The sequence below is a fragment of the Methylobacterium sp. WL19 genome, from assembly GCF_008040005.1.
GTDB classification, from domain to species: domain Bacteria; phylum Pseudomonadota; class Alphaproteobacteria; order Rhizobiales; family Beijerinckiaceae; genus Methylobacterium; species Methylobacterium bullatum.
This window is the reverse complement of the sequence record NZ_VRVC01000024.1, coordinates 1-21,875: the sequence shown is the minus strand read 5'-3', so window position 1 is coordinate 21,875 and position 21,875 is coordinate 1. Positions and strand designations below refer to the sequence as shown.

18 protein-coding genes are annotated in these 21,875 nt (G+C 67.6%); 9 read left to right on the top strand and 9 right to left on the bottom strand.

The genetic code is table 11. From position 1 onward, the window contains the following. Positions 1–106: 106 nt before the first annotated feature. Positions 107–760, top strand: coding sequence for a L,D-transpeptidase (locus FV220_RS07105; RefSeq protein ID WP_026176166.1), 654 nt, complete (start codon positions 107–109; stop codon positions 758–760). A gap of 75 nt (positions 761–835) precedes the next feature. On the opposite strand, the gene FV220_RS07100 is transcribed toward FV220_RS07105, so the two are convergent. The 4 genes from FV220_RS07100 to FV220_RS07090 form a co-directional block, all read right to left on the bottom strand. Further along, positions 836–1,168: a hypothetical protein gene (locus FV220_RS07100; protein WP_018045139.1), complete on the bottom strand. Its 333-nt coding sequence runs from the start codon at positions 1,166–1,168 to the stop codon at positions 836–838. 141 nt (positions 1,169–1,309) lie between these two features. After that, the gene (locus FV220_RS25420; protein ID WP_187273350.1) at positions 1,310–1,477 is read right to left on the bottom strand and encodes a hypothetical protein; all 168 of its coding nucleotides are present in this window, start codon (positions 1,475–1,477) and stop codon (positions 1,310–1,312) included. Between the two features lie 215 nt (positions 1,478–1,692). Then, positions 1,693–1,953, bottom strand: a complete 261-nt coding sequence (locus FV220_RS07095; protein WP_056140346.1) for a DUF2798 domain-containing protein — start codon at positions 1,951–1,953, stop codon at positions 1,693–1,695. 269 nt (positions 1,954–2,222) lie between these two features. Then, entirely contained in the window at positions 2,223–2,711 is a 489-nt protein-coding gene (locus tag FV220_RS07090) for a phasin (protein WP_026176167.1), read from the bottom strand. A 202-nt stretch (positions 2,712–2,913) separates the two neighbouring features. Between FV220_RS07090 and FV220_RS07085 the strand changes: the two genes are divergently transcribed. From FV220_RS07085 to FV220_RS07055, 7 genes are all read left to right on the top strand, one after another. After that, on the top strand, positions 2,914–5,832 hold the full coding sequence (locus FV220_RS07085; protein ID WP_147830400.1) for an ATP-binding protein: 2,919 nt from the start codon (positions 2,914–2,916) through the stop codon (positions 5,830–5,832). Positions 5,833–5,973: 141 nt separating this feature from the next. Next, positions 5,974–7,266: an ABC transporter substrate-binding protein gene (locus tag FV220_RS07080; protein WP_147830398.1), complete on the top strand. Its 1,293-nt coding sequence runs from the start codon at positions 5,974–5,976 to the stop codon at positions 7,264–7,266. 113 nt (positions 7,267–7,379) lie between these two features. Next, positions 7,380–7,640 carry a hypothetical protein gene (locus FV220_RS07075; RefSeq protein ID WP_056140337.1) on the top strand — a complete coding sequence of 87 codons (261 nt, stop codon included), beginning with the start codon at positions 7,380–7,382 and terminating at the stop codon, positions 7,638–7,640. Positions 7,641–7,809: 169 nt separating this feature from the next. Beyond that, entirely contained in the window at positions 7,810–9,759 is a 1,950-nt protein-coding gene (gene acs, locus FV220_RS07070) for an acetate--CoA ligase (protein WP_147830396.1), read from the top strand. A gap of 246 nt (positions 9,760–10,005) precedes the next feature. Continuing rightward, positions 10,006–10,314 carry a DUF485 domain-containing protein gene (locus tag FV220_RS07065; protein WP_018045146.1) on the top strand — a complete coding sequence of 103 codons (309 nt, stop codon included), beginning with the start codon at positions 10,006–10,008 and terminating at the stop codon, positions 10,312–10,314. Next, positions 10,311–12,005, top strand: a complete 1,695-nt coding sequence (locus tag FV220_RS07060) for a cation acetate symporter (RefSeq protein ID WP_056140331.1) — start codon at positions 10,311–10,313, stop codon at positions 12,003–12,005. The genes FV220_RS07065 and FV220_RS07060 overlap by 4 nt, the downstream gene beginning before the upstream one ends. A gap of 386 nt (positions 12,006–12,391) precedes the next feature. After that, complete coding sequence (locus FV220_RS07055) at positions 12,392–14,131, top strand: MFS transporter (RefSeq protein WP_147830394.1); 1,740 nt, start codon at positions 12,392–12,394, stop codon at positions 14,129–14,131. Between the two features lie 143 nt (positions 14,132–14,274). On the opposite strand, the gene FV220_RS07050 is transcribed toward FV220_RS07055, so the two are convergent. The 3 genes from FV220_RS07050 to FV220_RS07040 form a co-directional block, all read right to left on the bottom strand. Further along, on the bottom strand, positions 14,275–15,645 hold the full coding sequence (locus FV220_RS07050; protein ID WP_147830392.1) for a DUF2252 domain-containing protein: 1,371 nt from the start codon (positions 15,643–15,645) through the stop codon (positions 14,275–14,277). A 57-nt stretch (positions 15,646–15,702) separates the two neighbouring features. After that, positions 15,703–17,301, bottom strand: coding sequence for a bifunctional phosphoribosylaminoimidazolecarboxamide formyltransferase/IMP cyclohydrolase (purH, locus tag FV220_RS07045; protein WP_147830390.1), 1,599 nt, complete (start codon positions 17,299–17,301; stop codon positions 15,703–15,705). 74 nt (positions 17,302–17,375) lie between these two features. Then, positions 17,376–19,160 carry a heparinase II/III family protein gene (locus FV220_RS07040; protein WP_147830388.1) on the bottom strand — a complete coding sequence of 595 codons (1,785 nt, stop codon included), beginning with the start codon at positions 19,158–19,160 and terminating at the stop codon, positions 17,376–17,378. A 385-nt stretch (positions 19,161–19,545) separates the two neighbouring features. On the opposite strand from FV220_RS07040, the gene FV220_RS07035 reads away from it, so the two are divergent. Further along, positions 19,546–20,100: a hypothetical protein gene (locus FV220_RS07035; protein WP_018045152.1), complete on the top strand. Its 555-nt coding sequence runs from the start codon at positions 19,546–19,548 to the stop codon at positions 20,098–20,100. Between the two features lie 9 nt (positions 20,101–20,109). On the opposite strand, the gene FV220_RS07030 is transcribed toward FV220_RS07035, so the two are convergent. Continuing rightward, positions 20,110–21,252, bottom strand: a complete 1,143-nt coding sequence (locus FV220_RS07030) for a hypothetical protein (RefSeq protein WP_056140313.1) — start codon at positions 21,250–21,252, stop codon at positions 20,110–20,112. An 8-nt stretch (positions 21,253–21,260) separates the two neighbouring features. Continuing rightward, on the bottom strand, positions 21,261–21,875 hold a 615-nt coding region (locus FV220_RS07025), incomplete at its 5' end, for an RsmB/NOP family class I SAM-dependent RNA methyltransferase (protein WP_147830386.1).

Here is a 21,875-nt window from a genome sequence, read left to right as displayed (position 1 = left end):
GGAAGCTCACGTTAACGAGATGTGAAATCTGCATCGGGGGGTGGAACCACCGGCCTACGCTTACGCTTGTATAGCAAAGGTTACCGTACAGCCAAGGCATCTGACCATGAAGACGTTGGCGACCGCTCTTGCAGGCATCATGGGTGCTTGCATCCTCGCTTCCACCCCCGTCCTCGCCGCCTCCTCCTACGATCCGTTCGGAACGGGTGGCGACGATTACTACCCCGAGACCGAGTACGCTCAGCCCTCCTACGATCCCTATGGCTATCAGGGCACCGTCGGTCAGGGCGCTCAGGCCGCTCCCCAGGCCCAGGTCGCGCCGATCCCGCGCGAGATCGTCGGCTTCAACGGCGCATACAAGCCGGGAACGATCGTCGTCTCGACCGCCGAGCGGCGTCTCTACTTCGTCCTGCCGAACGGCGAAGCCATCCGCTACGGCGTCGGTGTCGGCCGCCCAGGCTTCACCTGGTCGGGCACCAAGACCGTCACCGCCAAGCGCGAGTGGCCGTCATGGACTCCCCCGGCCGCGATGATCGCTCGTCGCCCCGACCTGCCGCGCTACATGGCCGGTGGTGTAGAGAACCCGCTCGGCGCCCGTGCCATGTATATCGGCAACACCGAGTACCGGATCCACGGCTCGAACGAGCCCGACACGATCGGTCAGGCCGTTTCCTCCGGCTGCATCCGCATGACCAACGACGACGTCACCGATCTCTACGAGCGTGTGAAGGTCGGCGCCAAGGTCGTCGTCCTCAACTGAACGACATCCGGCACAAGATACAACGCCGCGTCATCGCTGGATGGCGCGGCGTTCTTCGTCGTTGGCTCGAGACCCTTACGGGACGACGCGCCCCACTGCCGTCTGAGGTGCGCTGAAGGACGCGATTGGCATGTCGCAGAAGCAGCGGGCGCCGAGCGGACGCGGCCCCGGCAGGGGACAGGAATAAGGCTGCGGCCCGGTGATGCCCGATTGAACCGCATCGCAGTTCAGGCCCACGGCCCGGCGGGGCGGGGGGCCGCGATCGTCGTAGTAATCACGGCGCGGCGGCGGACGGTAATAGCCCTCGTCATCGTATTGCGCGCTGGCGGCGCCAGCGGAGAGCACACCAGCCAGAGTGAGGGCCAACAGGCCGAAACGCTGGGCGGAGCGCGAAAAACCAGGTCGCATGGAGGATCGCCCTCTTCGACGAGCCCGAAATCCGGGCGGGGCGCCAGGGTTAGGAGACCGCTCGCCGCCGTGCAAGCGCCGTGTCGCACGTCGTTCGCTGCCGTCGCCGACGGGACTACGGCACCGGCGATCGCGCGCCTTTCAAAGAACCGTGAGGGAGGCGATCGGCAGCCACGCTTCCAGTTCGTCGCCGTCGACGTCGCCATCCACGAACCAGCGGCACAGGGCCTTGTCGTCCACGATCTCGACGACGGTCATGGTCGCCTCGTTGTCGTCCGACCCTACGTAATCACCCGGCTTGATGGTCATCGATCCCCATTCCCCCGATCTGCGCCGCCTGTCGATCCTGAGCTTTAGTCTCGAGGCTCTCGAGCAAGGCTCCCGCACCGCACCGGGCATGGCCTCGGGAGCGATGCGGGAGTTTCTTATGCCGTGCCGGCTTGTCTGAGAACCTGCCTCAGCCCTCTCTGGCTTGGTCCAGATCGTCCTTCCGGACATCTGATGTTTGTAGGCCGGGGCGGGCGTCAGGCTGATCTAACCAGGAACCCGACGATCCGGCGGACCAGGGGCAGAACCAGGAGAAGCGTCGGGAACGCCACCACCCAGGACAAAGCCCAGGCCGGCGGCCAATGGTCGAGGAAAGCCGCGTCGGCCCCCAAGGTCTTGTAGGTGGAGATCGCCGAGACGACGAGCGTCATCAGCAGCGAAAGTACCAGCGGCATGATGAGCCACTGACTGCTCTGTGGCAGGCATCCCCGGAGACGGAACGATTGCAGGCGGTTCATGATAACCCGACGTCTGGACCGTAATCCGGGGCAGCACTGACACCGACCGGATGACGGATCGGAAAATGCGTTGCTTGACGTCAGACGCTTACGGCACGCGCTCGGCGCGGCGAAACTTGACTAGGACAGCTTGGCCGGGACCGTCAACAACCGAATATCGAGCCGGATCATCGAGCCCGTCTTCCGAAAAACAGCGAGGCCCGCCTCACCGTGCGGGCGGGGCGGGCCTCTATCGTCGGACGGATCAGATCCGTCGCATTTCGAAACTATCAGGAATTGGCGTTGCGAATGGCCTGCTCGGCATCGGCGCCGGCCTTGCGAGCGGCTTCCGTACCCTGTTCCATCGCCTTGCGGGTGTTCTCGGCAGTCTCCTGCATAGCGGCCTTGGCCTTCTCAGCACCCTGCTGCATGGCGCTCTGCGCCAAGCCACCGAACTCCTTGGCCTGCGCCTGGATCGCAGCGAACTGGCTGCGGACGAACTCGGCCTGATGCTGCATGGCCTCCTGCAGGTCGCGCGAGCGAACCAGCTTCTGGGCGAGGTCGAAGGCGGCATTCACGTTCTGCTCGGCGAACTCGAAGCCGCGAGCGGAGACGTCATGCGCGCTCGTGCGGGCCGTATCGGCCGAGCCATGAACCGTGTCGGCGGTGCGGCGGGCCGCACCGATGAACGAATCGAAAGCCTTGCGGGCCTGATCGACGCTCTTTTCGGCAAAATCGCGCATTTCAGCAGGCACTTCATAGTTCGGGGTGTTGCTCATGTCCGTCTCCTCTGAACTTGCTTGTTGATCGTTTGTTGTGCGCTGCACAATAACACATCGCCTGCCCTATGCCACCCTCGTGCGTGGCATTAAGGATGACAAAAGGTAAACGCGCACCGGCAGCGCTTGGTGTCTATATCGGCGGCGCGTTGCGGGTAAAAAAGGGCGCGAATCACTTACATGCCAGGCGAAACGGGTACGGATGTTCGAAAAAGGGGCTGAAGAACCGACGTCCGGCCCCGAACCGGACCTCGGCGACCTCGTCAGACACTGGAGTGGTGATTCGCGGTTCGGGCTTCGCCTGAGCGCCCCGGATGCCGTTTGGCTCGTGCTGGACGGGACAGCGGAGCGAGTCCTGCTGGCTTCGACGGCGGCGGACGGCCTCGGCCGCGCGATCGGCACCGACGAATCGGGCCGGGTCGATGCAATTCGCCTGTGCGACCAGGTTCGCCCGCGCCGTCTCCCGTTGGATCGGCCGACGCTGATGAAGCTTCGGTTCGAAACGCGCCGTCTCGGAGCGGCCACAACGTGCCTCGTATTGCGGACGAAGGACAAGTCGGGGCGCAACCTGCTGATCGTGGCGCTTCTCGACCGCTTGCCGAACCACCGCGCATCGCCACAGAAAGCCATCGTGGCGCCCGCCCTCCCGCAGGCCGAGGAGGCGCCAGAGCCCGCGGGCCTGTCCCCGGTCGCGGAAGGCGTGCCTTCGCCGCAGGACACTCCTTCGATGCAGACCGGCCGCCTGGTATGGCGCAGCGATGCCGACGACAGGCTCACCGACATTTCCGGCGCTGCCGCCGCGTCGGTCAAACCGGCGATGCTCGGCCGGACATGGTCCGCCCTGTCACAGACCCGTACGCTCCTCGATGCGGAGGGGCTCCTGCTCGCCCTCGCCCAGCGCCGCACCTTCCGGGCGATCTCCGTCACCCTGCAGCCGGACGGGGCGCCGGATGCGATGGATCTCGACATCTCCGGTACGCCGACCCGGCGCGCCGGAGACGAGTTCTCCGGATTCAACGGCTTCGCCATGGTCCGCCCCTCCGTGTCCCCCTCGGCACAGGATGTCGTGGCGAGCACGGACGATGCGGAAGCGTCCCCCGATCAGTCTCCGAGCGAGCGACCCGTCCCGGAGGCGGCAGGCGGCATCGGCACCGTTTCCGATCCGGCCGAGGTGACGGCCCCCGTCACCTCTCTGTCCAAGAGTACCGGATCGCCCGTTTCCTCCGGGGTTCCGGCAATCGATGCGGCGGCGCTCCCGCCCGTCGCCGAACCCTCCCCCTTTCTCATCGCAGACGCGGCGAGCCCGGTGGTGGAGGCGGATGCTCCCCCTGCCCCGCCGCCGCTCGTTTCGGAGTCCGACGCGCCGCCCGAACAGGTCGAGTTCGCCACCGAGCCTTCGTCCGACGCCCAGAGCGGTTGGTCGACGCTCCAGGACTCTCATCTGTCCAGCCACGAGCATGCGGCGTTCCGCGAGATCGCCCGCGCCCTGGGCGCGCGCTTTGCCGGCGATTCCGAATCCGATGATGAGGTCACGACGGACGACGAACGCCCGGCCAGCGGATCGGTGACCCCGTTCCCCTCCGCGATGGCGCGCAATGTAGAACCGGCTCCGGAAGGCCCGAACGCCGCCGTGGCGGCGACGCTCGAACGGTTGCCCGGCGGCGTGATGATCTATCGCGACGACAGCGTCCTGTTCGCCAATGGTCGCCTGCTGACAATGGCCGGGTTCGCCGATCTCGCCGAGCTCACCGCGTCGGGTGGCCTCGACAGGCTGTTCGGAGGGCTCATCCCACACGAGCGGTCGGCGGACGGCGCGCCCGCTCTGCTCACCACCAGGACCGGCGACCGCCTGAGCGTCGATATCCAGGCGTCCGAAGTCGACTGGACCGGCGCGCCGGCCCAGCTGCTCCTCGTCCGCGATGCGGTCGCGGGGGAGCCGGCCCGCGAGCGCGCGGCGATGCAGATCGCCGACGCCTTCGCCGGTGCCCGCGCCGCCGACGCGCAGGCCGTGCTCGACAGCCTGGAAGACGGCGTCGTCACCCTCGACCGGAATGCCCGGATCATCGGGCTCAACCGCAGCGCGGCGGCAACGTTCGGTCTCGACCCGCGCGAGGTCGTCGGTGCCGGTATTCTCAGCCTGTTCGCGCCGGAAAGCGCCGTGGCCGTGCTCGCCAGCGTCCATGGCATCGCCGGCCCGGCACAGGCGGCTCAGTCGCAACCGGTGCCCGATGTCATCGCCCGGGCGGCCGCCGGCATGCTGCCGATGCTGATCCATGTGGCGCCTCTCGCCGGGCGGGACGACGGCCGCATGGTGATGACCGTCCGGGACGTGCGCGCCACCAGAAGCGTCGAAGCCGAGTCCTCGAACGCGCGGCGCGCGGCAGAATATGCAAGCGCGCGCAAGTCGGATTTCCTCGCCCGGATCAGTCATGAGATCCGGACGCCAATGAACGGCATCCTCGGCTTTGCCGACATGATGCTGGCCGAGCCGTTCGGCCCCATCGGCCATGAGCGCTACCGCGACTATCTCGGCGATATCCACGCCTCGGGCACCCACGTCCTCAGCCTCGTCAACGACCTGCTCGACCTCGCAAAGATCGAGGCCGGGCGCCTCGACCTGACCTTCGAGGAGGTGCCCCTCAACGACGTCGTCACCCATTGCGTGGCGATGCTGCAGCCGCAGGCGATGCGCGACCGGATCGTCCTGCGCACGAGCTTCTCCCACGACCTGCCGCCCCTGGTCGCCGACGAGCGCTCGTTGCGGCAGGCCGCCCTCAACATCATCGCCAACGCCATCGCCTTCACCGAGGCCGGCGGGCAGGTCATCGTCTCCACCACCCTGGCGGACCGGGGCGAGATCGCCCTCCGCGTGCGCGACACCGGGATCGGGATGAGCCCGGACGAGGTGGAGACCGCCCTCGAACCGTTCCGGCAGATCGCCGTGGCGGCCTCGCCCAAGGGGCGGGCGGATGGGCGAAGCACCGGCACCGGCCTCGGCCTGCCGCTCACGAAGGCCCTGGTGGAGGCCAATCACGGAAGCTTCCGCATCGAGAGCCGGAAGGACGAGGGCACATTGGTGGAAATGCTGTTCCCGCCCCAGGCGGCGGTCAGGACCGCCTGACCGTCGAGGCGGGCGCGGACTCGTCTCACGGCCGGGCATCTGCCATCATCGGCGGGCCATGCGGCGTGCCTCGCGCCTGCGACGCGCGGCCTGCGGAGGACCGGGCCCCATGCACTCTCCATGACGAGACGCCTGCCTCCGATGGCCGTGACGGCCCTGATCCTGGCGCTCTGCCTGTCGGCCGAAGCCGCCGAGCCCGTCCGCATGACCCTCCTCACCAACCGCACGGGTCCCGGCGCCGCCATCGGCGCGCGGGTGGCCAACGGCGTTCACGATTACCTGGAGATGCTGAACCAGCGCGATGGCGGGATTGGCGGCGTGCCCTTGCAGGTGGAGGAATGCGAGGTCGCCTCGGAGGTCGAGCGCGCCCGGGCCTGCTACGCCGCCGCGCAGGCGTCCGGAACGGTCCTGATCACGACGCCGGACCGGGGCATCACCCAGGACCTGCTGGAACCGGCCGCGCGCGACCGGATCCCGATCCTGTCCCTCGCCGACGGCTTCCCGGCCGGAACGCGCGGCGACCTGCTTCCATGGGTGTTCAACCCCTCCTCCACCGTGCTCGGCGGCATCACCATCGCGATCCGGTATCTCGCCAATAGGCTCGGCGGCCTGTCCGAACTGCAGGGCCTCTCCATCGGCCTCGTCTACAGCCATGCGGGCGCCGACCCGTCCGCCCTCCTCATCCTGCAAGAACTCGGCGCCCGCTACGGATTCTCGACACCGCTCTTCGCCGACGACGAGACTGAGGCCAGCAAGGCCGCCCTGTGGACACGCATCGCCGCCGCGCGCCCGGACCATGTCATCCTTCTCGGCCAGGGCACGCGGAGTGGAGCTTCCATCGAGGAGGCCCTGAAGGTCGGCTTCCCGCCCGACCGAATGATCGCCCTGCGCTGGCCCGATCAGGACGGCATCCGCCGCACCGGCTCGGCGAGCCGCGGCTTCAAGGAGGTGAGCCGCCACGCTTTCGGCGATGCTTTCCCCGCCTTCGATGCCATCGACACCTTCGTCGCCGATCGCGGATTGTCCTCGACGCCGAAGGACGGTTCGGGGGAGACCCATTACAACCGGGGCGTCTACAACGCGGTGCTCGCCGCCGAAGCCATCGCGGAGGCCCAGAGAGCGCGGCGCGGCGCACCGTTGCGCGGCGCGGACGTGCGCCTCGCCTTCGAGGGCCTCTCGATCGACGACAGCCGCTGGAAAGGACTCGGGCTGGCGGGCTTTGCCCATTCCCTCACCTTCACCTGCCGCGATCACGGCGGACGGCCTTCCGGCTTCGTGCAGGTCTGGGATGGCGCCAAATGGCTCCGGGTGGCCGAGGGGGTTCCGCAGATGAGCGACATCGTGGATGCGCGCCTCGATGCGGTCGTCGCCGAGTTCCGGACGGCCAACCCGTCGCTGCCGGCCCGCGCCGAGCCCTGCGGGTCGCTTCCCTGACCCGCCCTGGCGTGGCCTACCCGTGCCGACACAGTGTTCGACGACGCCGCTCTTCGGCCGTAAGCAACCCCGGCGCACCCCATCCGTTCTTCCGCGACAGATGGAGAAGCGCGATGCGTACAACCCTGAGACTTCTGGCCGCCGGACTTTTCATGGCCGGAGCGACCGGCGTCCTGGCCCAGACGGCCGGCACCTCGACGACCGGGCAGAACCTCGACTCGGCCGGCGCCTTCCGCAACATCACCCCCACCGGCGTCACCAAGCCCCCCGGCGCCGCGGCCGCGCCCGACACGCCGGTGAAGCGTGACGACGGCGGCAAGCGGCCCAAACCGGAAGGTTCGGGCATCAAGGGGATCTGTATCGGCTGCAACTGACCTGCAGGCCACCGCTGGCGAGGAGTATTCCCCCAATTGGGGGGTGCCGGCGCTGTTGGATCATGCCCCTTCGCGCTTGCGGTAAATCTGCTCCTGCGCATAAGAACAAGGTGGAAGTCCCGGCTGCGCGGTTTTCGCGATACGATCGGGCACCAGCAGGGAAAACGTCATGGACGAGAAGGTGGTCGACGTCCGCGCGGCCTGGATCGACGGCGCGCATGTGGACGATGCCGGGTATCAGGCGATGTACAAGGCCTCGGTCGACGATCCGGCCGCGTTCTGGGGCGAGCACGGCAAGCGGATCGACTGGTCGACGCCGTACTCCACCGTGAAGAACACGAGCTTTGCTCCGGGCAACGTCTCGATCAAATGGTTCGAGGACGGCAAGACCAACGTCGCTTACAATTGCATCGACCGCCACCTCGCCACCCGTGGCGATCAGGTCGCGATCATCTGGGAAGGTGACGACCCCAACGAATCCAAGCACATCACCTACCGCCAGCTTCACGCGGAAGTCTGCCGGATGGCGAACGTGCTGCGCAACCGCGGCGTCGGCAAGGGTGACCGCGTCACCCTCTACCTGCCGATGATCCCGGAAGCGGCCTATGCCATGCTGGCCTGCGCCCGGCTCGGCGCGATCCACTCCATCGTCTTCGGCGGCTTCTCGCCGGATTCCCTGGCAGGCCGCATCGAAGGCTGCGCCTCGAAGCTCGTCATCACCGCCGACGAGGGTCTGCGCGGCGGGCGCAAGGTCGCGTTGAAGGCCAATGTCGACGCCGCCATCGCGCGGCTCGGCAAGGATGCGGTGGACCATGTGATCGTCGTGCGCCGCACCGGCACTGCCGTGCCGATGGAGCCCGGCCGCGACGTCTATTACGACGAGGCCGCCGCCCAGGTCACCGATGATTGCCCGGCCGTGGCCGTAGAGGCGGAGCACCCACTCTTCATCCTCTACACATCAGGCTCGACGGGCCAGCCCAAGGGCGTGGTCCACACCACCGGCGGCTATCTCGTCTACGCCGCCATGACGCATCAATACGTCTTCGATTACCGCGAGGGCGAAGTCTATTGGTGCACGGCCGATGTGGGCTGGGTCACGGGCCACAGCTATATCGTCTACGGGCCGCTGGCCAATGGCGCCACGACCCTGATGTTCGAGGGTATCCCGACTTATCCGTCGACGTCGCGGTTCTGGGACGTGGTGGACAAGCACAAGGTCAACATCTTCTACACCGCTCCCACGGCGATCCGCTCGCTCATGGGCGGCGGCGAGGGCCCGGTTAAGAAGACCTCGCGGGCCAGCTTGCGCGTCCTCGGCTCGGTGGGCGAGCCGATCAACCCGGAAGCCTGGGACTGGTACTACCGCGTGGTCGGCGACAGCCGTTGCCCCATCGTCGACACCTGGTGGCAGACCGAGACCGGCGGCATCCTCATCACCCCGCTTCCCGGCGCCACCAAGCTGAAGCCCGGCTCGGCCACCCGCCCGTTCTTCGGCGTGCAACCGCTGATCGTCGACGCCGAGGGCAAGGAACTCGACGGCCCCTGCGAGGGCAACCTCTGCATCAAGGATTCCTGGCCGGGCCAGATGCGCACGGTCTATGGCGACCACGAGCGGTTCGAGCAGACCTACTTCTCCACTTATCCGAACCTCTACTTCACCGGCGACGGCTGCCGCCGGGACGCGGACGGCTATTACTGGATCACCGGTCGCGTCGACGACGTCATCAACGTCTCGGGCCACCGCATGGGCACGGCAGAGGTCGAATCCTCCCTCGTCGCCCATCCGAAGGTGTCGGAAGCGGCCGTCGTCGGCTACCCGCATTCCATGAAGGGACAGGGCATCTACGCCTACGTCACCCTGATGGAGGGCGAGGACGGTTCGGACGAGTTGCGCAAGGAGCTGGTGGCCTGGGTCCGCAAGGATATCGGCCCCATCGCCTCGCCGGACCTGATCCAGTTCGCCCCCGGCCTGCCCAAGACCCGCTCCGGCAAGATCATGCGCCGCATCCTGCGCAAGATCGCCGAGGACGAGTTCTCGTCGCTGGGCGACACCTCGACCCTCGCCGAGCCGGCCGTGGTCAACGACCTGATCGAGAACCGGCAGAACCGCGCGGACTGATCGTCAAACTCCCGCAACGAAGCGGCGCATCTCGAAGGAGATGCGCCGATCGCGTCCTGGCCGGATCCCGAGCCGTCGCTTCCGTTCGACCTGACGATATCGTGACCCTGCGACGCTTGCGCTGACGCGCCTCGGGACATGAGACAAGATCGGCAGACTTAAGCGCGCCCGCTCCTTCATCGCTACAGTATTCGTCGAGACCGAGACCCCGTTCAGAAGGGTCGACGCTCCAGGGAAAGGTACGCCATGTCCGATATCGAGACTGCGCGGATTGCGCAGAACCCGCGGTTCAAGGAGCTCGTGCACGAACGCACCCGCTTCGGCTGGACGCTGACCATCCTGATGCTGCTGGTCTATTTCGGCTTCATCGGCCTCATCGCCTTCGACAAGTCTTTGCTCGCCCTGAAGATCGGGAGCGCCACGACGTCCCTGGGCCTGATCCTCGGTGTCGCCGTGATCGTCTTCGCCTTCATCCTCACCGGCATCTACGTCCAGCGCGCCAATGGCCGCTTCGACGAACTGACCGCCGCGCTCAAGCGGGACCTCGGCCGATGATCCGCTCCGCCCACCCCATCGCCCTCGGCACCACCCTCGCGGTCATTCTCGCGGGTGCCGCCTATGCGGCCGGCCCGGATATCGGCGCCGTCACGAAGGCCCAGACGAACTGGCCGGCCATCGGCATGTTCGCGTTCTTCGTGCTCTTCACCCTCGGCATCACCTACAAGGCGGCCAAGGGCACCAAGTCGGCTTCCGACTTCTACGCCGCAGGCGGCGGCATCTCGGCCGGCACCAACTCGCTGGCCATCGCCGGCGACTACATGTCGGCCGCCTCGTTCCTCGGTATCTCCGGCCTCGTCTACACCTCCGGCTTCGACGGGCTGATCTACTCCACCGGCTTCCTCGTGGGCTGGCCGATCGTGCTGTTCCTCATCGCCGAGCGCCTGCGCAACCTCGGCAAGTTCACCTTCGCCGACGTGGCGAGCTTCCGCCTCGACCAGACCTCGATCCGCATCATCTCGGCGGTGGGCACCCTCGTCGTCGTGGCCTTCTACCTGATCGCCCAGATGGTCGGTGCGGGAAAGCTGATCCAACTCCTGTTCGGGCTCGAATACCTCTACGCCGTGGTCATCGTAGGCGTGCTGATGATCGTCTACGTGGCCTTCGGCGGCATGAAGGCGACGACCTGGGTCCAGGTGATCAAGGCCTGCCTGCTGCTGGGCGGCGCCACCTTCATGGCCGGCGCGGTCCTCTACAAATACGGCTTCAACCCGGAGGCCCTGTTCTCGGCGGCCGTCGCCACGCACCCGAAGGGCGACGCCATCATGGCGCCCGGCGGCCTCGTCTCGAACCCGATCGAGGCGATTTCCCTCGGCGTCGGCCTGATGTTCGGCACCGCCGGCCTGCCGCATATCCTGATGCGGTTCTTCACGGTCTCCGACGCCCAGGCCGCCCGCAAGTCGGTGTTCTATGCCACCGGCCTGATCGGCTACTTCTACATTCTCACCTTCATCATCGGCTTCGGCGGCATCGCCCTGCTGATGTCCGACCCGGCCTATTTCAAACTCGATCCGGCCGGCGCCTTCGACAAGCTCAAGGGCATGGTCGGCGGCACCAACATGGTCGCCGTGAACCTCGCCAATGCCGTGGGCGGACCGTACTTCCTCGGCTTCATCTCGGCGGTGGCCTTCGCCACGATCCTCGCGGTGGTGGCCGGCCTGACCCTCGCCGGCGCATCGGCGGTGAGCCACGACCTTTACGCCAGCGTCATCGCCCGCGGGCGCAGCAACGAGACCTCCGAGGTCCGGCTCTCGAAGATCTCGGCGGTCGTCATCGGCATCGTGGCGATCTATCTCGGCTACGTCTTCGAGAACCAGAACGTCGCCTTCATGGTGGGCCTCGCCTTCTCGGTGGCGGCGAGCTGCAACTTCCCGATCCTCACCATGTCGATCCTGTGGCGGGGCACGACCACCTGGGGTGCCCTCATCGGCGGCTTCGTCGGCCTTTTCGCGGCGGTCGGCATGGTGATCCTGTCGAAGGCGGTGTGGGTGACCACCTTCGGCAATCCGGTGGCGATCTTCCCCTACGACAACCCGGCCCTGTTCTCGATGCCGCTCGCTTTCCTCACGATCTATGTGGTGTCGAAGCTCGACAATACTGCAAGGGCCAAGCGCGAGCGCGCATTGTTCGAACAGCAGTTCGTGCGCTCGGAGACCGGGATCGGAGCCGACGGCGCTCACGCTCACTGACGGTTTCAAGATCATTCGACAAATGCTTGAAAGGGCGCGGCGGAAGCCGCGCCCTTTCTCATTCATGGCATCCCGCCGGGCGGCGGCCCGATCAATCGGCACCAAAGTGACACGTTTGCATAAAAACGTGAGTATCCTTGTGCCGTACAGCTTTTTCACTCTTGGGCGAAATCATGGCGTGAGGTAGCGTCGATCGCTCTCTTTTCCGTGAGCGGTCAGACCAGCGCGCGCCAGGACTAGGGCGACTGCGAACGCCGACGCAGTGCCCAAGTCTCTGAAGTGTTGAAAGCCAGGCCTGCAAAAGCCTGGAAGTATAAAAAATTTTGGAGGTTCCCCCCATGTCTGCAACGTCAGCGGTCTCATTACCAAAGGATGCCGCACGGCCCATGAGTGCCGGCGAGAAGAAGGTCATCCTGGCCTCCTCGCTCGGCACCGTGTTCGAGTGGTATGATTTCTATCTCTACGGATCGCTCGCCGCGATCATCGGCGCACAGTTCTTTTCGGCCTACCCGGAAGCCACGCGCAACATCTTCGCCCTGATGGCCTTTGCCGCCGGCTTCCTGGTCCGCCCCTTCGGTGCGCTGGTGTTCGGTCGTCTCGGCGACCTGGTGGGCCGCAAGTATACCTTCCTCGTCACTATCCTGATCATGGGCATCTCGACCTTCGTGGTCGGCCTGCTGCCGTCCTACGCCACGATGAACGAGTACGGCGTCGGCTGGGTCGCACCCGTGGCGCTGCTGGCGTTGCGCATGCTCCAGGGCCTCGCCCTCGGCGGTGAGTACGGCGGCGCGGCGGTCTACGTGGCCGAGCACGCTCCCCCCGGGCGTCGCGGCTTCTACACCGCCTTCATCCAGACCACGGCGACCCTCGGGCTGCTGTTGTCGCTGATGGTGATCCTGTTCACCCAGATCTACGTCAACGCGAACTACGCGCCCGTCGCCACCACCCTCGCCGATGGTTCGGCCGGGACGATCACGCCCTTCGCCGCCTGGGGCTGGCGCATTCCGTTCCTGGTCTCGATCGTGCTGCTCGGTGTCTCGGTCTGGATCCGTCTGCAGATGCAGGAGAGCCCGGCCTTCAAGAAGATGAAGGACGAGGGCACCGGCTCGAAGGCACCGTTGTCCGAGGCGTTCGGCCAGTGGCGCAACGCCAAATGGGCGCTCCTCGCGCTCCTCGGCCTCACCGCCGGCCAGGCCGTGGTCTGGTACACCGGCCAGTTCTACGCGCTGTTCTTCCTCCAGACGATCCTGAAGGTCGATCAGTTCACGGCCAACGTGCTCATCGCCTGGTCGCTCATCCTCGGCACCGGCGGGTTCCTGTTCTTCGGCGCACTCTCCGACAAGATCGGCCGCAAGCCGATCATTCTCGGCGGTTGCGTGATCGCGGCACTGACCTTCTTCCCGCTGTTCAAGGCGCTGACCGCGGCCGCCAACCCGGCCCTGCACGCGGCCCAGCAGAGCACGCAGGTGGTGGTCAAGGCCGATCCGGCGGATTGCTCGTTCCAGTTCAATCCGGTGGGAACGGCCAAGTTCACGAATTCCTGCGACATCGCCAAGGCGCTGCTCGCGCGCTCGGCCGTGAACTACACCACCGAGCCCGCCGCTCCCGGCACCAAGGCCACCGTCACCGTCGCCGGCAAGGAGTTCGCCGCCGCCGATCCGACCTTCGCCAAGGATATCGGCGCGGCCCTCACCGCCTCCGGCTACCCCACCGCCACCAACCCGAGCATCGTGAAGATCGCCATCGAACCGAAGGACGGCCTGTCGAACTTCGCCAAGATGATCGATATCTTCTCGGTCCAGAAGCTGACGATCATCGGTATCCTGACGATCCTCGTCCTCTACGTGACGATGGTCTACGGCCCGATCGCGGCGGCCCTCGTCGAACTGTTCCCGACGCGTATCCGCTACACCTCGATGTCGCTGCCCTACCATATCGGCAACGGCTGGTTCGGCGGCCTTCTGCCGGCCACCGCCTTCGCCATGGTGGCCCAGACCGGCGACATCTATTTCGGCCTCTGGTACCCGATCGTCATCGCCCTCGCGACGGCCGTCATCGGTGCCCTGTTCATCCCCGAGACCAAGGACAGGGACATCTTCACCTGGGACGACCGCCCGGCGCGGTAGTCCTCGAACGGGGGCGTCGGACCGGGCTCTCCGCCACGGTCCGACGCCGGACGTGAAGCGCCCGATGTTCCGCCATGAAATAAGGGCCCCGGATCGCTCCGGGGCCCTTTCTCGTGTCGTCCGCGCGCGGAGCCCGTGTGCCGTCAAGCAGCCTCGACGGTCTCCGCATGGGCCGCCTGCAGGGCGTGATGATCGGCCATCGTCTGCCAGGCATAGCGCATGGCGAACTCGGCCACCGCCTCGTCGAAGGCGTCGCCCTTGCCGAGATAGCCGGCGATCATCGCCGCGTCCCCGGAGCGGGCATGGGCACGGGCGAGCGTGGTGCCGCAGAGCCGCGCATAGGCTTTGGGGCCGCTCTCGGCGAGGATCTCGGCGACGGCCGAGAGCTTCTTGTTCTTGAGCTGGCGCACGTAATAGGAGCGCCCGCTCACCTCGGAATGAGCGGTGCCGAGGAACATGTCGCTGGCCGCCTGCATGATGCGCTGGCCGTCGATCACCCGCTGACCCTCGGATGCGAGGAAGAACGGGCTCAGGGCGAGCTGACCCAGGACAGAAGGCCGGGCTTCCTTGATCTGCAGGAAGAGCGGCGCGCCATCCGAGTCGGAGTAGAGCCCCACGGCGCAGACCGTGCCCACCGAGCCGATGCCCACCACCTTGAAGGCGACGTCGCGCTGCATGTAGCGCAGGGTCAACAGGTTGCGGTCGGCCTGCAGGCTCTGCGGATAGGCGAGCAACGCGGCGGCCGCTTCCTGCACCGCCTCGGTCAGGCCGTTCGGCCCTTCGTGGAAGATCGTCGGGTCCTTGTCGGCGATGCGCCACTGGGCCGGGTCTGAATGGAAGGTCGCCGGGTCGAGGTCCGGGGCGTCGCCATGGCTCAGACCGTCGGCGGTCTCGGAGGCCGCATCGGCCAGGAGGCGCCGGCACAGGTCCCCATCGCCGAGGCGGCCGATCTCTTCATCGAGGTCGATGCGGCTGTGCCAGATCGCCAGGGGCGAGAGATAGGACAACTCGCGAATGTGCTCGCGATAGGCGCAGACGCTGGCGCGAGCCGCGCGATACGCCTTGTCCTCACCCTGGGCGAAGGCGGCGACGGCGACGCTGGCGGCGAGGCGCTTCACGTCGATGGTGAAATCGACGTTCCAGAGCGTCTCGTCGAAGTCGTTGATGTCGAACAGGGTCTGGCCTTCGGCGCTGCGATACACGCCGAAATTGCCGATGTGGCAATCGCCGCAGGCCTGGACCGGGATGCCCGGAACCGGAACGCCGGCGAGATCGGAGGCCATCACGGCGGCGGCCCCGCGCAGGAAGGCGAACGGACTGGCCCGCATCCGCTCGTGGCGCAGGGGGATCAGCTCGAGCAGCCGGCCCGCATCGTTCGCCCGCAAGACAGCCAGCGGATCGCGGTTTTCGGCCGGGTACCAATCGGCATGCGACTCCCGGGGGACCGAATCGCGCAGGCGCTTGCCGGCCGCCCGGCGCTCCGCGCGATTGGAGGAAAGATACGTGTTGGTCATGGAAGATAGCCTCGACAGGGCGATGCGCGCAGGCCGTTCGCCGCACACCGCGCGGCATCAGTGCCGGAAGTGGCGATGTCCTGTAAACACCATGGCGAGCCCGGCCTCGTCGGCGGCCTTGATCACGTCGGCGTCCCGCATCGATCCGCCGGGCTGAATCACCGCCGTGGCGCCGGCTTCCGCCGCCGCGATCAGGCCGTCGGCGAAGGGGAAGAAAGCGTCCGAGGCCACCACCGAGCCCTTGGCGAGGCTCTCCGCCGCGCCGATGCGCTTGGCGCCCTCCGCCGCCTTCCAGGCGGCGATGCGCGAGGAATCCACCCGCGACATCTGCCCGGCGCCGATGCCCACCGTGGCACCGTTCCTGGCGTAGACGATGGCATTCGACTTGACGTGCTTGGCGACGCGGTAGGCGAAGCGCAGGTCGGCGTATTCCTGAGCCGTGGGCTCGCGCTTCGTCACCACCTTCAGCGTCATGTCGTCGACCACGGCCGCGTCGCGGCCCTGGACCAGGATGCCGCCGGCGAGGTTGCGCATGGCGAAGCCCTTGGCGCGCGGGTCGGGCAGGCCGCCCGCGAGGAGGAGGCGCAGGTTCTTCTTGGCCGCGACGAGGGCGATCGCCTCCTCGGTGGCGTCCGGGGCAATGATCACCTCGGTGAAGATCTCGACGATCCGCGCGGCCGATTCGGCATCCAGCGTGCGATTGAGGGCGACGATGCCGCCGAAGGCCGAAGTCGGGTCGCAAGCCAGCGCCCGCTCGTAGGCCTCCGCCAGGGTGTCGCCTTCGGCGACGCCGCACGGGTTGGCGTGCTTGATGATCGCCACCGCGGCGGCGCGGGCCGGGTCGAACTCGGCGACGCATTCATAGGCCGCGTCGGTATCGTTGAGGTTGTTGAAGGACAGTTCCTTGCCCTGGAGCTGGCGGGCGCTGGCCACACCGGGCCGAACGAGGCCGGGCGTCCGGTAGAAGGCCGCCGATTGGTGCGGGTTCTCGCCATAGCGCAGGGATTGGGCGAGCGTGCCGCCGAAGGCGCGGAAGGCCGGGGCCGCCTCCATCTCCACATGGTCGGCGAGCCAGGAGGCGATGGCGGAATCGTAGGAAGCGGTGCGGGCGAAGGCCTTCTGCGCCAGCCGCCTGCGGGTCGCGGCCCCCAGCGTGCCGTTGCCGGCTTCGAGCTCCGAGAGGATCGCGCCGTAATCGGCCACATCCACCACCACCGCCACGTCGGCATGGTTCTTGGCCGCCGCGCGGATCATCGCCGGGCCGCCCACATCGATGTTCTCGACCGCGTCGTCATAAGCGCAGGGTTTCGCGATCGTCGCCTCGAACGGATAGAGATTGACCACGAGCAGGTCGATGGCGCCGATGCCGTGGGCGGCCAGCGCCGCCTGATGCTCGGGATCGTCGCGCACGGCGAGGAGGCCGCCATGCACCGCCGGGTGCAGGGTCTTCACCCGCCCGTCCATCATCTCGGGAAAGCCGGTGATCTCAGCGACTTCCGTGACCGGCAGTCCCGCCTCGCTCAAGGCCCGGTGCGTGCCGCCGGTGGAGACCAGGGCGACGCCGCGCTGGGACAGCGCGCAGGCGAAATCCACGAGGCCCGTCTTGTCGGAGACGGAAAGGAGTGCGCGGGCAACCCGCGCCTGATCATGCGACATCGTCGAGAACCGTCCGGCACAGGGCAGAATCTGCCCCTGAAACGCGGCGGGTACCACAGATGCCGCCCTATCGGCTACCGCGCCGCCTCGTCGGCCACCGGAGCCTCGCTCCGGGCGGGGTCGTTCCGCCCCGGCGCCTGCGCGAGGTGCAGGAAGCGCCATCGCACCCGCGTGCCCTCCCCCGCTGTCACGTAGAGGACGATCTGGTCGGTCCGCCGCGCACCCGTCAGCCCCGCGAAATACACGCTCTCCTCCAGGGCCAGGGCCGCGCCGTCGGCCTCGAACCGCCAGATCTCTCCCAGGGGCGAGGCCAGGTCGACCCCTCCGCCCTCGGCCGCATTGGCCGCGATGGCGGGATGGAGGTGGAATCGGATCGCCGCCTCCGGCGGACGCAGCCGGATGCGATTTCCCTTGTGGGCCACGGACACGAAGGCATCCTCGCCTTCGAGCCCGGCGCCGTCCGGGAGGAGGCACCAGCGCCGCTCGTGGACGATCCCGAATTCCGCGGCATAGCCGTCATGGCGGCCGGCGAGGATCAGCGAGCCGCCATCGGTCGTCCGCTCGGATTTGACCGCGCGCGGGCCGCGCACCAGCACGGGTCCGATCCGCCCGATGAGCCAGTCCGACGCCCAGCGACTTCCCACCCCCTCGCTGGCGCCGAGGAAGCGGCAGGATGAGGAATCTCCCACCGTCGCGGTGGAATGGGCGGCGGTGCTGCGGGCAAGGCGCCGCAGCTCCGGGCCGCTCGCCGGCAGGCCGCAATTGATCACCACCCGCTGGGGGCCGCTCGACATCTCGAAGGAAAGGCAGCCGGCCCCGGCATTCATCGAGAAGGGCAGCGGCGGCGGCGCACCCACATCGGCGACCACGACGACCCGGCCGCTCTCCAGCCGCTCGTAGCCGGAATTCGGCGCGTGCATCATCGGCTGCGCCAGGGCGCCGTCATAGACCAGCAAGGTGGCGAGATGGTCCGCCGCCGTGGCGCCCATGCCGTTGAAATGGCTCAGGGACGCATCGCCGTGGCGCAGGAGGCGCAGCAGGGGCAGCATGCGGTCGATGGCATGGAGCAAGGCCACCGGCGGATCGAGGCTGCGGCTGAGGAAGCTCTGGCGCAGGGGCAGAAGGTCGAGGAGGAGCTCCATGGCGAAGCGCGGGTCGCGGCTACGAGGGCCGCCGTCCGCCATGATCTGCCGGTCGAGCTCGCGCGACAGGATGCGCGTGGCCCGGCGCAGGATCGGTTGAATGCCCTCGCAGCACAATCCGGCATAGCACAGGGCCACCACCGCCAGGAGCCGCGATTGCGGTGGCAGGCCCCGGCGCAGGGAGCGTTCGAGGTCTCTGGCGCCGCGCCCCACCGCCTTGAGGAAGGCCTGGTAGAAGGCGTGGTCCGCCCCTTCCAGCACGAGGGGCGACTGGCACAGGAAGGAGATCAGCCGCCGTGCCGCCACGGGCACGGTCGCGGCCAGGGCCTCGTCGCCACGGCCGGCGATGAAATCCGCCACGAAGGCGCGGGCATTGGCGCGCGCCAGCGCCGTGTCGGCGGCGCGCAGGTGGCGCAGCCAGCCGAAGCCGTAGAACGCATCCGCCCATTCCGGCGAGGGCGGCGCGTAATCGAAGGGCGAGCGGCCGCTCACCGAGAGCGAGCGCCCCGCGAAGACGAACAGGCCGGCATAGATATCGTCGGCGAAGGTGGCGTCGCTGGTGCGCAGATCGTGCGGGGCGATCACCAGAGCGCTGACACGGGCGCGCGCGAGCAGGTCCGGGCTCGCGGTGAGGCGTGCGGAAACGCCCCGCGCCGAGCGCGCGATCTCACGCCCGACGAGCCGATAGAAACGCCAACGATCAGCCCCCCAACCCACGCACGCCTTTCCTCCAGCACCGCGACCCGGATGGCCATTGTGCCGGATGTCGTCCCATCTGGAAGCTAAGCCGTGCCTATTAACCAACAATTAAGGATGCCGATACTCATCGCGCCGCCTCGTGGCCTCTCCGCTCGGGATTTCCCCCTCCGGAGTGGCGCCGCGCACAGGGGAAAGGTTGGGCACCGCCACGGCCCGGCAAACTGTATTTTTTGGCGAACTCGGCCGGAACGGTTGAATGCTGCACAGGTTATACACAGCGCCAGCGAGTTTCGTTCCTGCAGCCTCCAGCAATGGCAGTGTGCCTGTGACTGTCATCCCCGTCTTCAAGCGCGCCGGTCTCTTGATGTCCGCCGCGGCGTTATTGTGCACGTCTGGCGCTGCGATGGCCCAGAACGCTCAAGACCGTGGCCTCGGCGGCCTGTTCGAGGCGTTGTTCTCTCCGGCCCGCCCAGCGGTGGAAGCGCAGCAGCCCGCTCCCGCGATCGAGTTGCCGCAAAGGTCCCTGACGATCCGGCGCGAGGCGAACCGCCCGCGCCCGAAGATCCGTTACGCCGCCCTGCCGAAGAGCGAGCCGCTGCAGCTGCAGATCGGCGACCGCCAGACGCCGATCCCGCTCTCATCCGGGCCGATGGCCGCCCTCCTCAAGGATCCGACCCTGCGCCCCGGCGACATCGTCGTGCTGAAGGACGGCGCCCGCGTCTTCACCGGCAACGAGGACAAGACCCATACCGCGCGGGATTTCGAGCCGGTCAGCCGCTCCGCTTCGGTCGATCGCAAGACGAAGGCGCTCCTGTCCATGATGATCGCCCCGGTGGGCGCATTGCCGCCCGACGAGGTGCGCAAGTTCATGGCCCGGCTGAAGAAGTCGACACCCGCGAGCGACGTGAACGGCGCGGCGCAAATTCAGACCGTCTCCATGCGGGTGATCACGCCGTAGGGCGGGCGTCTACCGAAGATACGTGACGCTATACAAAGTCCGTCGCAACTCGCTCTCCGTCACCCAGATGCGACCATTGTCGCAGCGCTCGCGGATGCCGTCGCGCATGCGGCCGCAATATTCACCGGTATTGTCCTGGATTCGATACTGGCAAACATCGCCCGCCTTGCGGCGGCCGATGACCGGGCTCGCATGGTCGGCGAACAGGTCGGGATCCTTCGGGTCGCGGTCCTCCAGGAGATACCAGCTGTAGCCCACGGTCGGCACGCGGCCATGGTCGAGGGCGTAATCCACCATGGCCAGGATGCGGTCGAGCTTCGGCCTGCTCGGATGGCGGCCGGATTCGATCATGTCGGCGAAATCGGCCTGGCTCGCCGCCACGCGGTAGGAGACCGGCAGGAGCGGCACCGGCAGCGGCGTCCGGCGGCAAGCCGTCTCCACATGGGCGATCCAGGCCGCGTTGAACGGATCGGCCCATCGCCCGCGCAGATGGGTCGCGGTGGCGGCTACAGCGCGAAAGCTCTGGCGCGTCGGGCGAAGCTTCGTCCGGTAACGCAGCGCGCGTAACGCCGGCATCACGTAGCGATAGCCGTCGTTGGACGGCAGGTCGCGGTCCTCGCAATACCCGCCGATATTGTAGAGGAGCGCTGCCGTATCCTCCTCGCCGCCCTCGATCTTGTCGAAATACGGTTCCAGGCTCGGATTACCGTCCTTGGTCACCTCCGCATTGTTGCGGCTCCAGGCGATGTCGGCCCGGTAGGCAGGGTGCGCGCGAAGATGGCGTTTCAGATGCGGGTCCGCGATCGCCTCCAGGCGCGCAGGGTCGGCGAAGTAGAATTTCGTCGCCACGTCGAGGGGCGAGACCGATTTGCCGACTCGGTGCGAGATCATGTCCGCCGTGGCGTAGGCAAAGCAGATCGCGCTCTCGCCCTGGTTCAGGGGCAGGTCTTTCGGCGAGGGCGAAATCCCCACGTCGCGGGTGCCGGTATGGATCTCGAACGGGATCGTCAGCGAGACAGGGGCGCAGGCGGGATTGCGGGCATAGGCCGGCGCCACCGGCAGGATGCGGCGGTCGGTCCCGTCGGCCCCGGCCTGTCCGACGAGAGGCAAGACCGCGAACAGTCCGGCAATGGCATGGCGGAAGCCCCGCACCGTGCGCCTTAGGCTTTCCGAACCAGACGGCTCGCGAAGAACCCGTCGATCCCGCCACGGACCACCGCAGGGGCACCTTCGCCATCGACCCTATCGCCGGACAGATGCGAGGGCAGCGTTCGAAGGTCACCGTCGCCGTTGATGAGCTCGCCGAGGCCGCCGACCTCTTCGGGGCGGATCGCGAGCCGTTCGAAAGCCGGATTGCGGGCGAGGAAGGCGGCGACCTGCCCCTCGCCTTCCTCGGGCTCCAGCGAGCAGGTGCAGTAGACGAGACGCCCTCCCGGCTTCACCAGGGTGGCGGCGCGGTCGAGGAGGCGGCGCTGCAGCCCGCCGAGGCGCCCGACATCCCCGCCGGCCTTGGTCCAGGCGACGTCGGGATGGCGGCGGATGGTGCCGGTGGCCGAACAGGGCGCGTCGAGGAGCACGGCGTCGAACGTGCCGGCGTCGGTCTCGGGCAATTGGGTGGCATCGCCGACGCGGATCTCGGCCTTCAGCCCGAGGCGGGCGAGGTTCTCGGACAGACGTTCGAGGCGCGGGGCCGAACGGTCCACGGCCACCACCTCCGCCCCCGTGGCGGCGAGCTGGGCGGTCTTGCCGCCACGGGGGCGGAGGTGGTGGCCGTG